This window comes from Bacillus sp. USDA818B3_A, assembly GCF_009928415.1.
In the GTDB taxonomy this organism is placed as follows: domain Bacteria; phylum Bacillota; class Bacilli; order Bacillales; family Cytobacillaceae; genus Neobacillus.
In genome coordinates this window covers 1-14,851 of record NZ_JAABNN010000026.1, presented here as the reverse complement: position 1 = coordinate 14,851, position 14,851 = coordinate 1, and the positions used below count along the sequence as shown (strand labels likewise).

Below are 14,851 nucleotides of genomic sequence, written 5' to 3'. Positions count from 1 at the left end.
TCTTATTTCTTCAGTAAGTCATATGATTTAATGACTTCTTTGGTGATTTCACTATTCTCATCCAAACCGCTTACCTCTTTTAAAACAGCAAGGAGGCCATTTTCCTTGATCATCCCTTGAAGTTTTACAGCTTCCGGATCTTCCTGGTTATCAAAAAGTAATGCTGAAGCAATTGCCTTCGCTAAATTTGTGTATGATAATCCAGCTTTTTGGGCTTCAACTGCAGGACGAACAAGTCTGTCATTAGGTCCAAGCTTACGGATTGGCGACCGTCCTACCCTTGTTACATCATCATTTAAATAGGCATTCTCAAAACGATGAATGATTTTATCAATGTATTGGCTGTGCTCTTCAGCATTTAGCCCATATTGATGGATAAGATAGGCACCGGTTTCACCTAAGGTTGCTTGAACTTGTTTTAGAATCTCATCATCTGCTAATGTTTGGTCAATAGTAGGCTTTTTCCCTAAGTAACCCAGATAGGCAATAACTGCATGACCTGTGTTTACAGTAAATAACTTTCTTTCAATAAATGGAGCCAAGTCAGCAACGATACTCATTCCTTCAACTTGAGGGATATTTTCACTTGTTTCTACTACCCATTCATAATAAGGTTCTACTAATACATCAAGTGAGCCTTGATTGTTTTGAAGTGGAACGATTCGGTCAACTGCGGAATTAAAGAAGTACACTCTGCCTTCTAGTTTCTCCTTCGTCTCACTATCTAAATGTTCAAGAATATATCCTTTTAATAGGTCGGTAGCTGAAATCTGATTCTCACATGCGATGACGTACAACTTCTCATCACTGGTTTTTACTCTCTCAGCTAATCCTTTGGCAATGAGCGGAGCAATATGCGGAAGGATATTTGGCCCTATTGCAGTGGTTACATATTCCGCATGTCTGATTGCTTCGACTACTTCGCTTTCTTGTGTTTTATTATTTAAGCCAGAAACATTATTAATGGTCATGCTTTCTTGTTCAACAGTGGCTAATTTCACTTGATACTGTTTTTTTTCATTTAACAGATCAATAATTTGATCTGCAATATCAACAAAAGTAACATGGTAGCCAGACTGTGAAAATAGCGCTCCGATAAATCCTCTTCCAATATTCCCTGCTCCGAAATGAACTGCTAGCTTCATTCTTATCATCCCTTTAATAAATTTGTTTGTAGATAATTCATAAAGATTTCCTCTAACTTTGCGCGGATCATTTGTTCATTTGATGATGAAAAAATCATCATCGATTCATTGTTTTCAATCAAACTTGTACTGATTAAGCTGACTATTTCCTGCTCTTTGACATGCATCTCTTCCGGAGCCAGCAACAATAATAGATTCCTCATAAACATATCCTTGCCATCCATCCCCTTAATCATAATTGGTTCATTTAAATGGGCAATTCGAAAAATGAGTGTTTGAACATTTTTATCCCTGCAATGAAAAAGCCCCATTCCAGTCCCTGGTATCCCTAAGCCGCCTTTTCTTTCCCTTTCCCTTAACGTGGTCAGGACATCTATAGCAGAGTTTAAAAGATTTTCTTTTTGAGCGGCGATAACCATTTCAGCTAACACTTTCTCGTGTTCATTCAATTGGTCCATCCGATAAACCCTGAAATTTGTTAGTATGAACTCTATACTTTCTTGCACTGTTTTTAGCTGATTTAGCACATCGTATATGGTTCCACTTGGTGTAATGGCTGTCTGTGAGACACCAGTCAAATCTGTAAAAGGCAAATACTCCTTTTTTTCGGTTAAGGTTCTTAGATTATTTCTTAAGTGACTTTTTATGGCAGCTATATTTTCCTCTGTCAAAAGCGGAGAAACCAAGAGATAATCAATATCTAAAAATGAGAGTTTTACAGTCGAGATAATCAAATCATAATTGTTTAAATTTGTTTGATCCTTTATTTCTTTAATAGACTTGATTTCAATCTGATCAATGCCGATAATTTCCTTTTTTATCCTGCTTGCAAGCATTTTTGATGTCCCAATACCTGTTGGACAGACGACTAAAGCATGGATCGATAATTTCTCTTCCCGTAATACGAGAGCCGATCCAAAATGAAGGACAATAAAAGCAATTTCATCATCTGGTATGGAAATCGTATCCCTAAACAAGTTTTCAACGCTATTTTTTACCGCTAAAAATAAAAAGGGATATTTCTGTTTTATTTCCTCTTTGAGGGGATTATACAATCCCATCTGTTGTTTCATTCGATAAAGGGACGGTTCCATGTGTGCAAGGAGCCCTTGATACAAGGAAAAATCATTTGTTAAATCAATATGGAGCTGGGAAGAAACATCCTGTATCAGGGTTTTTACCATTTTACTTAAAACTAAACTATCATATGGTACAACATCTACAGACTGTAGTTTAGATCCTTTTAAAATGGCAGCAAGATAGATGATATCTTGTTCCGTAAACGACACTGAAAAGGCAGCTTCAAGCTGTATACATATTTCTTTAATTAAGTTATATTCATTCGTCAGATGATTGAACGTCCCTGCATCTTCTTCTAGTAAATATGAAGCCTCTGTCCGTTGCATGGTTATACCTGTATGTACAATAAGGCCAATATAATCATTATCTGCAAGGCGCTGCTGTGTCTGATTAAAAATAGAATTTACCAGCTGGTCAATCACAGAAATGTATTCTGGCTGAAAATAGTAAAGAATCACCTCTTGGGTATTCTTTTCATTTTCCAACAAGAATAGGCTTTCGATTAATTCCTCATTAAAATGGGTAAAGAAGTAGCCAGCCAGTGCTTTCCGTTTAGCAGACTCCGTCCCGACGAGATCAACACCAACGCCCCTCTTTCTTGTGATTGTCACATGAAAAGGGTCTAACCATTTTGACAAATCTTCTAAATAAGTTGTTAGCGTTGCATTACTAACCCCAAGTTCACTTGCTAATGATTGTATTTTAAAGGCTTCCTCTTGCATCAAAGCAATCAGCAGCTGTAATTTCTTTTCTTCCGAAGTTTGATCAATTGGATCCATAGTCATTATGTTTTGGATCAAACGAAAGATACTTTCATTTTTCCCCTCAACTTTAAGCCCTGTTTCCATATTACGAAGTAAGTGAAGATCAAACGACTGAAGGATCTTTTCTACCCCGGTTAAATCTCGATGAACGGTCCTTACGCTAACATTTAAATGATTGGCAAGTGACGCTACCGTATGTTTCCCCGAAGTTTTAACCAGCAGCTCAATAATTGCCTTTTCCCTTGTAGTAATATACACGCTACCAACTCATTTCTGTAAAGTAACATAAAGGGACGATCCGTCTGGCATGTCCTTTCAGTGACGAATGAGGAAAAATAATAAAAAACTGAATAGAAAAAACGGCGGTGCCGATTTTTCTATTCATAACCCTATTATTTAGTATTTAATATATCCATAATTTCTTTAGCAGATTTTGCTTCAACTAATTTTTCAATATTAGCCATATCTGAGCATGTTACAGCAATTCCTGAAAGAATCTCAAGATGCGTACCGTCTTTCCCTGCGATACCGAAAATAAGACGAACCTTTTGGCCATCAAAATCCACGCCCTCTGGTACTTGAAGAACGGTAAAACCAGAATTTAAGACATCTTTTTTCGCATCCTCTGTTCCATGGGGAATCGCTACATCGTTACCCATGTAAGTCGATGTCATTTCATCTCTCGCAATCATGGCCTCAATATAACTTTCCTTTACATATCCCGCATTAACCAACGCTCTTCCAGCAAAACGAATCGCCTCTTCCTTCGAAGAGAAGCTTTGATTTAAGAAAATATTTTTCTCAAGAAGCAGCGCATCGTCCGCTTGGTTGTCTGCTTCAGGAACATTCGTTTCAGCATCCTCAACGATTTCTTGCAGTTGAGCCGTTTCCGGATTTTTAAGTTGGTTAATTAAATTATCATACTCTGGACTTGAGAGGAAATTATCCACTGAAATATGATAAGCATTTGGCAATTTATTCTGTGCTCTAGGTGTTAACTCTTCTTGAGTAACAACAATTTGTGCATCTGCTGGCAAGTTACTAATCGCCGTATTGGTAACGGAAATATTCAGTCCTGCCTCTTTTACTTTCTTACGGAGCAGAGAAGCACCCATTGCACTTGAACCCATTCCTGCATCACAAGCAAACACAATTTTGTTTACTTTTTCAGGCATTGTGCCGGCATTAGACGCAAATACATTAGAGACTGAGCTCTTTTTCCCTTTCATTTCCTGCATTTTTCTTGCTGCTTCTTCAATATCTTCTGTTTGTTCTTTACCTGTTTTTAAAATAAAAGAGGAAATAACGAAAGATACGATTCCTGCTACAAGTACTCCCGCTAGGTTGGCTAGGTATGTTCCTGCATGATGCGGAGTAACTGCCATAATCGCAAGGATACTGCCTGGTGATGCTGGCGCAAGTAATCCTCCGCCTAATAGAACTAAAGTGAATACGCCGCTCATACCGCCTAGAATAACGGCTAAGAACAACATAGGGCGCATTAAAATGTATGGGAAGTAAATTTCATGAATCCCGCCAAAGAATTGAATAATTGCAGCACCCGGTGCTGTTCTTCTCGCTGTACCTTTTCCAAAAATGCAGTAGGCAAGCAAGACACCAATACCAGGTCCTGGGTTCGCTTCTAGAAGGAATAGTAAAGACTTTCCTGCTGTTTTCGCTTGCTCTACACCGATTGGTGATAGAACTCCATGGTTGATAGCATTATTTAAAAATAAGATTTTCGCAGGTTCAATGATGATACTTGTTAGTGGTAATAATCCTGTACTTACTAACCAATCCACACCCGCAACAAGCCAGCCTGTAAACACATCTACTGCCGGTCCGATTGCCAAGAATGATAGAATGGCAAGCAATCCACCTAAAATACCTGCTGAAAAGTTATTAACCAGCATTTCAAAGCCAGCTTTAATTTTGCCTTCTACTAATTGGTCAAATTTCTTGATCACCCAGCCGCCGAATGGTCCCATAATCATGGCACCTAAGAACATAGGAACATCTGGTGCCCCCACTATAACACCCATCGTTGCAATCGCACCAACTACTCCTCCGCGCTGGTCATGTACAAGCTTACCGCCTGTGTAACCAATTAAGAGCGGCAGTAGGTAACTGACCATCGGGCCGACCATTTTGGCAAGGCTTTCATTCGGAAAGAAACCAGTTGGAATAAATAATGCCGTAATAAGACCCCACGCTATAAAAGCGGAAATATTCGGCATAACCATCGAGCTTAGGAAGTTACCAAATTTCTGGACCCCTACTTTTATATTTGATTGAGCCATTTGCTCTCATCCCTTCATTGTTTTATTACCCTATATATAGTAAAGTACTAGTCCTCTGTATTCAATAAAGTAGAAAGTGATATTTGTCACAACCAAAGTGACAAACATATTGTTTCTCGAAGAATATGAAATATTCACCTACTCTTTTTAGCAATGAATTAAGGCATGTTTTTCTCCCTTCATGCTATTTATTTTCTTTCTGTTTTTAGAATAAAACGTTTTCAGTACATGTTCAATTTATACTAACTTTCAATTTGTCATCTTGATGTTGCCAACATTAATGTTTTAAAAAAACAAAAAAGGCTTGGAGACGAATCAAATGCTGATTCATCTCCAAGCCTATAGAATTACTTTTACTCAACCGTAACAGACTTAGCCAGATTACGTGGTTTGTCAACATCGCAATCACGGTGCAAGGCTGCGTAATAAGCAATTAATTGCAGTGGTATAACAGAGATAAGTGGTGTTAGTAATTCATGTACTTCTGGAATAACAAAACTATCGTCATCCATATTTAAACCATCCATAGAAATAATACATGGATTTGCTCCGCGGGCTACAACTTCCTTTACATTTCCGCGAATGCTTAGGTTTACACTTTCTTGAGTTGCAAGGGCAATAACTGGTGTACCTTCTTCAATTAATGCAATCGTACCATGCTTTAACTCACCGCCAGCAAAGCCTTCTGCTTGAATATAAGAAATTTCCTTAAGTTTCAATGCACCTTCAAGCCCAACATAATAATCAACCCCGCGGCCGATAAAGAAGGCATTGCGTGTGACAGATAAGAACTCTCTTGAAATATGTTCAATCAGCTCTTTTGAGTCGCATAATACTTCCATCGCATTAGCAATAATACCCAGCTCATGCACCAAGTCAAAACCAACAGGAATTCCTTGGCTCTTCGCTGTTACATCCGCTAAGATCGCTAACACAGCCAATTGTGCTGTATAAGCTTTAGAAGAAGCTACCGCAATTTCAGGTCCAGCATGCAATAATAGCGTGTAATCTGCTTCACGTGAAAGCGTCGAACCTGGTACATTCGTAATCGTTAAGGTACGATAACCCAGTTCTTTCACTTTTACAAGTACAGCACGGCTGTCAGCAGTCTCACCGCTTTGTGAGATGAAGATAAATAACGGCTTCTTCGTTAGAAGCGGCATATTATAAACAAATTCACTCGCAATATGAACTTCAACTGGCAGTTTTGCAATCGTCTCAATGAACTGCTTTCCAACCAGACCTGCATGATAAGAAGTACCTGCCGCGATAATATATACACGGTCAGATTCATTCATAGCATTTATGATTTCAGAGTCAACGGTCAATGCCCCTTGCTCATTTTGATAAGTTTGAATAATTTTACGCACGACTAGCGGCTGTTCATCGATTTCTTTTAACATATAGTACGGATAGGTTCCCTTTTCGATGTCACTGGCATCCAATTCAGCAGTGTATGGCTTACGGCTAATGATATCACCTTGCAGGTTTTGAATGGTCACTTCATCTTTTGTAACAAGGACAATTTCCTTATCCATTAATTCAAGGTATTGATTTGTTACCTGAATCATCGCCATTGCATCACTGGCAACCACATTAAAATCGTCACCAAGGCCGACTAAAAGAGGACTTTTGTTTTTAGCAACATAAATGGTTTCATTGTCTTGTTCATCTAAAAGGGCAATTGCGTATGATCCATGTAAAAGGGTCAGTGTCTTACGAAATGCATCAATAACCTCTGAGCCTTCATTAACAAATTTTTCAATTAGCTGTACCACAACTTCAGTGTCGGTCTCACTTCTAAATGGAACATCTGTTAAATATTCACGCTTCAAGAGCTCATAGTTTTCGATTACACCGTTGTGAACAAGTGTAAAACGTCCTGACGCACTTTGGTGTGGATGGGAGTTTGACTTACTTGGGACACCGTGTGTTGCCCATCTAGTATGACCAATTCCGATATTCGCTTTGACCTCTTCAGCTACAATTTCACGTAAATCCGCAATCCGGCCTTTTTCTTTAAAGACATGAATCCCATTTTCATTTTTTACAGCGATTCCTGCAGAGTCATATCCTCTATATTCAAGCTTTTCTAAACCTTTTAACAAGATTTCCTTTGAGTCGCTATTTCCAATATATCCAACAATTCCGCACATTTTCTTTTTCCTCCCTGGATTCAGGGGGCAAGTATGCTTCTGGAGGCAATGCCTGCCCCCTCATCTCTGTTTTTGATAAAGGCATCTGTCTATACCTTGTTAAACATTACAGTTATTATGCGCATATTCCTCTCTTTGTGCACAGAGTTACCTCTATGTTTTAAAGAAGAATTTTCGGTTGTGCACTTTCAACCGGGAGGTATCCGCCGAACATTCGATACTCCTCCTCCTCGTCAACTAATCAAACCGTCTTTTGATTAGTTCAGGCGCTTTATTTTTTCCGGAAACAACCTCTGCCCTCCTTCAAATATTCGCTATAAGAAACAAGCATGTTAATCTTACACGATTTGTCAATCGTAGTCAATAATAAAATAGACTACATCACATATCATAAACTTTACATAATAAAATATGCATAAGGGAATCGTTCCGTTCCCTTATGCATATCCAAACTCACTTCTATTCAGCTAAGAAGACGCTTCCTGCTTTTTAAACCACACGAATTCTGGAATTTATTCCTTTAATTCCATCTCTTCTTTTACAACTTCAACAATCCGGCTGACAAAAGATTCACACTGCTCTTCGGTTGCAGCCTCTGCCATCACGCGAACAAGCGGTTCTGTTCCGCTTGGGCGGACAAGAATTCTTCCGTTTCCAGCCATCTCTGCTTCAACTTGTTCAATGACAGCTTTAACCTTTTCATTGTCAGTCACATGATTTTTATCCGTTACTCGTACATTGACAAGCTTTTGCGGATATTTCTTCATTTCACCGGCTAACTCAGATAATGATTTCCCGGTTACCTTCATGATATTTACTAATTGCAATCCAGATAACAACCCATCGCCTGTAGTGTTGTAGTCCAAGAAAATAATGTGTCCTGATTGTTCCCCGCCCAGGTTGAAACCATTCTTCTTCATCTCTTCTACAACATAGCGGTCACCTACCGCTGTTGGAACACTATGGATTCCATGAGTTTCAAGCGCCTTGTAAAAACCAAGATTACTCATCACTGTTGAAACAATGGTTCCATGCTTTAAGCGGCCCTGCTCCTTTAAATACTTCCCGCAGATATACATAATTTGATCGCCATCAACGATATTCCCTTTTTCATCAATTGCAATTAAACGATCTCCATCTCCGTCAAAGGAAAGACCAACGTCCGCTCCCTTTTCCCTAACAAGTGCGGCAAGTGCTTCTGGATGTGTTGATCCAACCCCTGCATTTATATTTAATCCGTTTGGTGAAGCACCCATCGTCGATAAGTCAGCATCCAAGTCAGCAAATAAATGACTTGCTAATGAAGAGGTTGCCCCGTGCGCGCAATCCAAGGCAATATGAATGCCTGAGAAATCTTCATCGACACTATTTTTCAGATATTGCAAGTACTTCTGACCACCTTCAAAATAATCCATCACCTGACCAAGTTCTTCTCCTGTAGGACGTGGCAGTTGATCTTCCGGCATATCAATATAATTCTCGATTTCTAACTCCTGATCATCTGACAGCTTAAAACCATCTGGACCAAAGAATTTAATTCCGTTATCTGCAACAGGGTTATGTGAAGCTGAAATCATGACACCTGCTTGTGCGCCTAACGCTTTAGTTAAGTATGATACCCCTGGAGTGGAGATTACACCTAAACGCATAACCTCGGCACCAATAGAAAGGAGTCCTGCTACGAGTGCGCCTTCTAACATATGACCTGAGACACGTGTATCCCGGCCTATTAGTACTTTAGGGCGATCCTTATCCTTTGTTAAAACATAACCGCCAAAGCGGCCTAACTTAAAGGCCATCTCCGGTGTTAATTCGCTGTTAGCTACTCCACGTACCCCATCGGTACCAAAATATTTACCCATCTTAAAAAATCTCTCCTTCAACATGTGTATTGCTAGATTTTAGGCATTATCAGTTATTGTTATATTTGCTGTTGATTTGTCTGAGGTCCATTCTACATCTGTCGGACCTTTCACCTGAATGTCCACATCGTGAGTCCCTTCGTTCAGACCAGATAAGTCAATAGTAACAGTAAAATCGTCAGGTCCCAATTCATTTACCGACTCACTCGGCCCGTTAACAACTAAATTAACGGACTGATCAGCAGGGTCATTAATCTCCGCTGTAACATTTTCCGCTAACCCTTGAATGTTTAACGGGATAGCTGAGATTGTTTTCTGGACTTCTGCATTGGTTTTTGTTTCCGTCTTCGGCTCCTCTTTTTTGACCACAACAGTTGCTTTTACCAGCTGCGGAGACACTTTGGTTACCCCATTTGATATAATCACTGGCAGTGTCAGCGTCGTATTTTCCGTTATTTTACTTAGGTCTACTTCCACTCGGACGCTCTCTGTACTATCCAGGACGCTTTCGCTTCCAGTTATTTTGGCTTCCGTTTCATCAAGCTCAATCGATTCAATTGTCACACCTTCAGGAGGCGTTCCTTTTTTAACGATATTGATTGGAACTGTTTTGCTGTTTGCCTTAATTGGTATGGTTACCTTTACTGTTTCCGGTTCGATTGTTACATTCAACTTATTAAGTGATTTATCAAGTACTTGAATCTGTGCCTCTTTAGTGGTAGTTGATTTTAAATCCCCATTGACCGCAAGGGTTGCTTTTACATAGGTAATTTGATCGACGTCACTTTTAGCCCCGGTGATTCTCACCTTGTTAGGTTCTACCACCGGCTGTCCGGCAGAATAGCCGTCCGCTATTTGTTCTGAATTAAATTCGGCTTCGACCTTAAATTCTTGAGTGATTTTTTCCTGAACGTTAACAGTCACAGATGTCGGCTTCATCGTTGCCGTTAATTTATCTGAAAGATCTCTTATCTTTAGCTTTACCTTTTGCTTTCCAATTTTAGCATTTGTCAAGTCAACATATACCTCAAAATTCTTCAAAGCCTTTGCCGACTGAACATGTGTGATTGGCCCCTTAATGGTCACATCCACTGTGTTTGGTATCCCCGATACAACCAGGTTCTCTGTGTCATAATAAACTTTCACTGGGATATCTTTTATAGTTTCAGTTGATTGTTCCCCCGGGACGTTAACATCCGTAAACTTACTAGATGTATGAGGTATGGAGGAATATAATAAGACTGCCAATAATAAAGCCAGTATTTTTATAAACCAAGGATTATCAAACAATTTATCCATTTTGTTTTCCCCTCCAGTTCCATCGAGCTGAAGAAGCTTGTTTTAACTTATTCTGAATAACCATTTCCCGCGTAAGCAGGTCCTTTAATTCCTCCAACTTCAGCTCACGGTGGAGTTCTCCATTTTTCGTAAGGGAGATACTTCCTGTCTCCTCGGAAACAATGACCGTCAAGCTATCGGTGACCTCACTTATTCCCAGCGCAGCCCGATGCCTTGTACCAAGCTCCTTTGAGATAAAGGGGCTTTCTGATAAAGGAAGATAACATGCCGCAGCTGCTACAGTATTTTTTTGGAGTATAACTGCACCATCGTGAAGAGGTGTATTTGGAATAAAGATATTTATGAGCAATTCTGACGAGATATTAGAATTTAATTGTATCCCTGTTTCTATGTAATCACTCATTCCTGTTTCTCTTTCAATTGAAATTAAGGCCCCAATTCGGCGTTTGGCCATATAATCAGTTGCCTTTACTATGGCTTCGATTGCTTTTTCCTGGTTATCATCATCCTGCGTACTGCTTCTCGAGAAGAATCGGCCTCTTCCTAGCTGCTCTAACGCTCTCCTCACCTCAGGCTGAAAAATAATGATAACTGCAAGAAATCCCCAATTTATGGCCTGCTGCATCATCCAGCTTAATGTAATTAAGCCAAGCCACTCACTGACCACCCTGACAAGAAGGATAACAATGATCCCTTTTAATAACTGAACGGCCTTAGTGCCTCTTATTACATTGAGCAGTTTGTAAATGACGTACCATACGAGGGCAATATCAACAATACTAGCTAGATACTTCCATATACTGAGATCTGCAAACTGCATTGTCTCTTCCTCCGTAACTTCTAAGAACATTTATTTCAAGAACCTAATTATTATATCATAAATTCACCATACAACTTATTATATCTACTTGTTAAAAAAAACAAATCACTCAAGGTGGAGTGATTTGTTTTTATTTTATCTCCGGCTAATGAAAGATATCAATCACATTTTGAGTTGTACTCTTCATATGATACCAAATCCAGTCAAAAACTTCATTCACTACTTCGATTTGCCCGGTTACATGCCCGGCAGAAGCGAGATACTTTTCTCCGTTTATAACCGTCACATCACCTTGGACTTCTCCTTCTATCCGTACATCACCATTGTGGACAACGACATCCCCTTTAACCGTTTCACCTTTAGGAACGATAACAGTATGATTTTTAACCACTAAATTTTCTTGGTTAGAAACGGAGAATTCACGATCCTGGCTCCAACTAGAGAACAAGCTTCCCATCATTAATACGATGAAAACAGAAGCTGCAGTGAGCATAGGATGGTTCGTAAACCACCTCTGCATCCACACCTTTTTCTTTTCCTTCGGCAGACGGGCAAGCACCCCTGCTGTAAAATCCGGCGGTGCGTGCATATGTGTAATTCCTTTAACAAATGCATCTGTTTTTTTCAATTCAATAAAGATGCTATCACACTCTTTACATTCCTTGAGGTGGTCTCTTAGGATTTGTTCTTTTTCTAGGTCTAGTTCTTCATCCAAGTAATCATGCATGAGTTCGATGATCTGTTCAGGACACATTTATCCTTTCACCTCTTTATACGTATCTTAATTGCTGCCTTAATGCTTCCCGCCCGCGATGAATCCTTGTTTTAACGGTTCCTAGGGGAAGGTCAAGAATTTCACTAATTTCATTTAGGGACATATCTTCCATGTATTTCAGGACGATGGCCGATCGATACTTTTCTGGGAGTTTTAAGATTTCCTTTTGAACGGTCTCTTGGAGCTCCAAGCTTTCTACCTCATTCTCTGGCAGCGGAGTATCTGAAGAGATTTGTGAATACATCGTTAACCCTTCGGTGCCTGATACTTCGGCATCTAAATAGTAATCAGGTTTCTTTTTACGCAATCGGTCAATACATAGATTAGTGGCAATTCGAAATAGCCAAGTTGAAAATTTCAAATCCTGGTTAAATGACTTGATGTTCACATATGCTCTAAGAAATGCCTCCTGCGCAATATCCTCTGCCTCATGGCGATTACCAAGCATTCTATAACATAATTGGTAAACACTGTTTTTGTAAGTTTCCACTATCTCTCCAAAGGCGTCTTGATCTCCTTTGATGACCTGTTTTATTCTTTTTTTCACTATTTTATCCATTAAGTTTCCTCAGCTCCAATGTCGCTATTCGATATACGAATGCTAGCCAAAAAAGTTTCAATTTTTAAAGAGACTTTTCTCAACATCTATTATATTAACAAAAATTTACTAATGTGGACAAAATATGTTTAAAGATTTTACTTCAGGGGAAAAAGATAATATAAACCTGAAAGAGGTGGGATTTTTGTCCGTTCCATTCCGTGGATTACAAGAGGAAATAGAGGCTCTACGAAATCATATGGTAAAATTAGCATCCGATACTTCCCTGTCTAATCACAAGGTAATTGAAGTAAGTAGGAAACTTGATGGCTTACTGAACAAATATCATTCATTATTAACCCGTTAAAATAGGGAAGCTGCATACGCTAATATGCAGCTGTCAATTTTTATAGTAATTTTTCTCCAAAAAGTGAACCCATCAATTCAACCGCACAGATGGCAGTTTTATTTTTCTCATCCAGTATTGGATTTACTTCTACAAATTCAGCAGAAGTGATAATGCCTGCCTCCTCTAGCATTTCCATGGCAAGATGACTTTCACGGTAGCTGATTCCTCCAATTACGGGAGTACCTACTCCTGGCGCATCAGTTGGATCTAGACCATCTAAATCTAGTGATAAATGTACTCCATCCGTATTTGCCTTTAGGTAGGCAATAGTTTCTTCCATTACCTTAGTCATTCCTAAACGGTCAATTTCATGCATAGTGTAGACTTTCATTCCCTTTTCCTCTATTAGTTCTTTCTCTCCATCATCTAGTGCTCTTGCACCAATAATTATAATGTTTTCTGGTTTAATTTTTGGATGATATCCTCCGATTTCAGTTAATAGAGGATGCCCCAATCCCATGCTCACTGCTAGAGGCATACCGTGGATATTTCCTGATGGGCTGGTCTCAGCAGTATTTAAATCGCCATGTGCGTCATACCAAATGACACCAAGGTTCTTATAATGTTTCGAAACACCTGTCAATGTACCAATCGCAATGCTGTGATCCCCGCCAAGTACTAGTGGAAAGTCTCCCGATTGAACAGCTTCATCAACTTTTTCTGCAAGCAAAGCACTTTTCTCCGCAACTAAATCTAGGTTTCTAAGATTGGAATCTTTATCAATGACTACTTCGGGTCTGCCAACCGGGATGTCCCCCCAGTCATGTATTTCATCAAATAATGGCTTTAGGCGTTCATTTATACCTGCATAACGAATGGCACTTGGCCCCATATCTACTCCACGTCTCATTTGTCCTAAGTCCATCGGCATTCCGATAATTGACAGCTTTCTAGTCATCTCCATTCTCCCCTTTTACCTAATATACTGACTATTTTAACTGTTTTGATATAGATGACTCAACTCGACAAAGTGTTGTATATATATACGTTATTTTTTGAATATTCTGTAGGTAAGTGGTTGCATCTAAGTTTATTACCTGCATAAAAGGAGAATTGATAATATGGAATGGAGCAGCTTGTTAGTCTAGAGGCTGTAAACCAATAAAAAAAGCCTTAAACCATTGACATGATTTAAGGCAAATATGTAGTGTGATGGTGGAGTCTAGGGGGATCGAACCCCTGACCTCCTGCGTGCAAAGCAGGCGCTCTCCCAGCTGAGCTAAGACCCCAATGGAGCGGAAGACGGGATTCGAACCCGCGACCCCCACCTTGGCAAGGTGATGTTCTACCACTGAACTACTTCCGCAACATTCGGTAATATTAATTTAAAAATAAATGAGCCATGAAGGACTCGAACCTTCGACCCTCTGATTAAAAGTCAGATGCTCTACCAACTGAGCTAATGGCTCTTTGGCTGGGCTAGCTGGATTTGAACCAACGCATGTCGCAGTCAAAGTGCGATGCCTTACCGCTTGGCTATAGCCCAAAGATGTAATTAATTTAAGTATGTCCAACTTTTTCAAAAATATAAATGGTGGAGGGGGACGGATTCGAACCGCCGAACCCGGAGGGAGCGGATTTACAGTCCGCCGCGTTTAGCCACTTCGCTACCCCTCCACATTTCAAAAAAGTAAAGATGGTGCCGGCGAGAGGACTTGAACCCCCAACCTACTGATTACAAGTCAGTTGCTCTACCAATTGAG

Annotated in this window: 11 protein-coding genes and 5 tRNA genes; 1 reads left to right on the top strand and 15 read right to left on the bottom strand. The window is 39.7% G+C overall.

Translation table 11 applies throughout. The features are described 5' to 3' along the window. Positions 1 to 2: 2 nt before the first annotated feature. The 9 genes from GXK58_RS24060 to sigW all read right to left on the bottom strand — a co-directional run bounded on the left by GXK58_RS24060 (position 3) and on the right by sigW (position 12,760). Positions 3 to 1,145, bottom strand: a complete 1,143-nt coding sequence (locus tag GXK58_RS24060) for a mannitol-1-phosphate 5-dehydrogenase (protein WP_160725710.1) — start codon at positions 1,143 to 1,145, stop codon at positions 3 to 5. 5 nt (positions 1,146 to 1,150) lie between these two features. Then, on the bottom strand, positions 1,151 to 3,247 hold the full coding sequence (locus GXK58_RS24055; RefSeq protein WP_160725709.1) for a BglG family transcription antiterminator: 2,097 nt from the start codon (positions 3,245 to 3,247) through the stop codon (positions 1,151 to 1,153). Positions 3,248 to 3,381: 134 nt separating this feature from the next. After that, positions 3,382 to 5,289 (bottom strand): PTS mannitol transporter subunit IICBA, encoded by a 1,908-nt coding sequence (locus GXK58_RS24050; protein WP_160725708.1) that lies wholly within the window; start codon positions 5,287 to 5,289, stop codon positions 3,382 to 3,384. A 353-nt stretch (positions 5,290 to 5,642) separates the two neighbouring features. Then, positions 5,643 to 7,445, bottom strand: a complete 1,803-nt coding sequence (glmS, locus tag GXK58_RS24045; RefSeq protein ID WP_160725707.1) for a glutamine--fructose-6-phosphate transaminase (isomerizing) — start codon at positions 7,443 to 7,445, stop codon at positions 5,643 to 5,645. 512 nt (positions 7,446 to 7,957) lie between these two features. Beyond that, complete coding sequence (glmM, locus tag GXK58_RS24040; RefSeq protein ID WP_160725706.1) at positions 7,958 to 9,307, bottom strand: phosphoglucosamine mutase; 1,350 nt, start codon at positions 9,305 to 9,307, stop codon at positions 7,958 to 7,960. A 39-nt stretch (positions 9,308 to 9,346) separates the two neighbouring features. After that, positions 9,347 to 10,606 (bottom strand): CdaR family protein, encoded by a 1,260-nt coding sequence (locus GXK58_RS24035; RefSeq protein ID WP_160725705.1) that lies wholly within the window; start codon positions 10,604 to 10,606, stop codon positions 9,347 to 9,349. Then, on the bottom strand, positions 10,599 to 11,426 hold the full coding sequence (gene cdaA / locus GXK58_RS24030) for a diadenylate cyclase CdaA (protein ID WP_160725704.1): 828 nt from the start codon (positions 11,424 to 11,426) through the stop codon (positions 10,599 to 10,601). The genes GXK58_RS24035 and cdaA overlap by 8 nt, the downstream gene beginning before the upstream one ends. A 145-nt stretch (positions 11,427 to 11,571) precedes the next feature. Further along, complete coding sequence (locus GXK58_RS24025) at positions 11,572 to 12,180, bottom strand: anti-sigma factor family protein (RefSeq protein ID WP_160725703.1); 609 nt, start codon at positions 12,178 to 12,180, stop codon at positions 11,572 to 11,574. Between the two features lie 16 nt (positions 12,181 to 12,196). Beyond that, the gene (sigW, locus tag GXK58_RS24020) at positions 12,197 to 12,760 is read right to left on the bottom strand and encodes an RNA polymerase sigma factor SigW (RefSeq protein WP_160725702.1); all 564 of its coding nucleotides are present in this window, start codon (positions 12,758 to 12,760) and stop codon (positions 12,197 to 12,199) included. A gap of 124 nt (positions 12,761 to 12,884) precedes the next feature. On the opposite strand from sigW, the gene GXK58_RS24015 reads away from it, so the two are divergent. Beyond that, complete coding sequence (locus tag GXK58_RS24015; protein WP_160725701.1) at positions 12,885 to 13,106, top strand: aspartyl-phosphate phosphatase Spo0E family protein; 222 nt, start codon at positions 12,885 to 12,887, stop codon at positions 13,104 to 13,106. Between the two features lie 40 nt (positions 13,107 to 13,146). On the opposite strand, the gene rocF is transcribed toward GXK58_RS24015, so the two are convergent. The 6 genes from rocF to GXK58_RS23985 form a co-directional block, all read right to left on the bottom strand. Next, on the bottom strand, positions 13,147 to 14,046 hold the full coding sequence (rocF, locus tag GXK58_RS24010) for an arginase (protein WP_160725700.1): 900 nt from the start codon (positions 14,044 to 14,046) through the stop codon (positions 13,147 to 13,149). Between the two features lie 255 nt (positions 14,047 to 14,301). Beyond that, positions 14,302 to 14,377: transfer RNA gene (locus GXK58_RS24005), tRNA-Ala, on the bottom strand. 2 nt (positions 14,378 to 14,379) lie between these two features. Continuing rightward, positions 14,380 to 14,454 (bottom strand) — tRNA-Gly (locus GXK58_RS24000). Between the two features lie 30 nt (positions 14,455 to 14,484). After that, positions 14,485 to 14,557 (bottom strand) — tRNA-Lys (locus GXK58_RS23995). 2 nt (positions 14,558 to 14,559) lie between these two features. Continuing rightward, positions 14,560 to 14,634, bottom strand: a tRNA-Gln gene (locus GXK58_RS23990). Positions 14,635 to 14,680: 46 nt separating this feature from the next. Further along, positions 14,681 to 14,765: transfer RNA gene (locus GXK58_RS23985), tRNA-Tyr, on the bottom strand. Between the last annotated feature and the right edge of the window lie 86 nt (positions 14,766 to 14,851).

Coding starts and splice junctions, on each gene's coding strand:
- GXK58_RS24060 (WP_160725710.1), bottom strand. CDS start 1,145: ATGAAGCTAGCAGTTCATTTCGGAGCAGGGAATATTGGAAGAGGATTT.
- GXK58_RS24050 (WP_160725708.1), bottom strand. CDS start 5,289: ATGGCTCAATCAAATATAAAAGTAGGGGTCCAGAAATTTGGTAACTTC.
- glmS (WP_160725707.1), bottom strand. CDS start 7,445: ATGTGCGGAATTGTTGGATATATTGGAAATAGCGACTCAAAGGAAATC.
- glmM (WP_160725706.1), bottom strand. CDS start 9,307: ATGGGTAAATATTTTGGTACCGATGGGGTACGTGGAGTAGCTAACAGC.
- GXK58_RS24035 (WP_160725705.1), bottom strand. CDS start 10,606: ATGGATAAATTGTTTGATAATCCTTGGTTTATAAAAATACTGGCTTTA.
- cdaA (WP_160725704.1), bottom strand. CDS start 11,426: ATGCAGTTTGCAGATCTCAGTATATGGAAGTATCTAGCTAGTATTGTT.
- GXK58_RS24025 (WP_160725703.1), bottom strand. CDS start 12,180: ATGTGTCCTGAACAGATCATCGAACTCATGCATGATTACTTGGATGAA.
- sigW (WP_160725702.1), bottom strand. CDS start 12,760: ATGGATAAAATAGTGAAAAAAAGAATAAAACAGGTCATCAAAGGAGAT.
- GXK58_RS24015 (WP_160725701.1), top strand. CDS start 12,885: ATGTTTAAAGATTTTACTTCAGGGGAAAAAGATAATATAAACCTGAAA.
- rocF (WP_160725700.1), bottom strand. CDS start 14,046: ATGACTAGAAAGCTGTCAATTATCGGAATGCCGATGGACTTAGGACAA.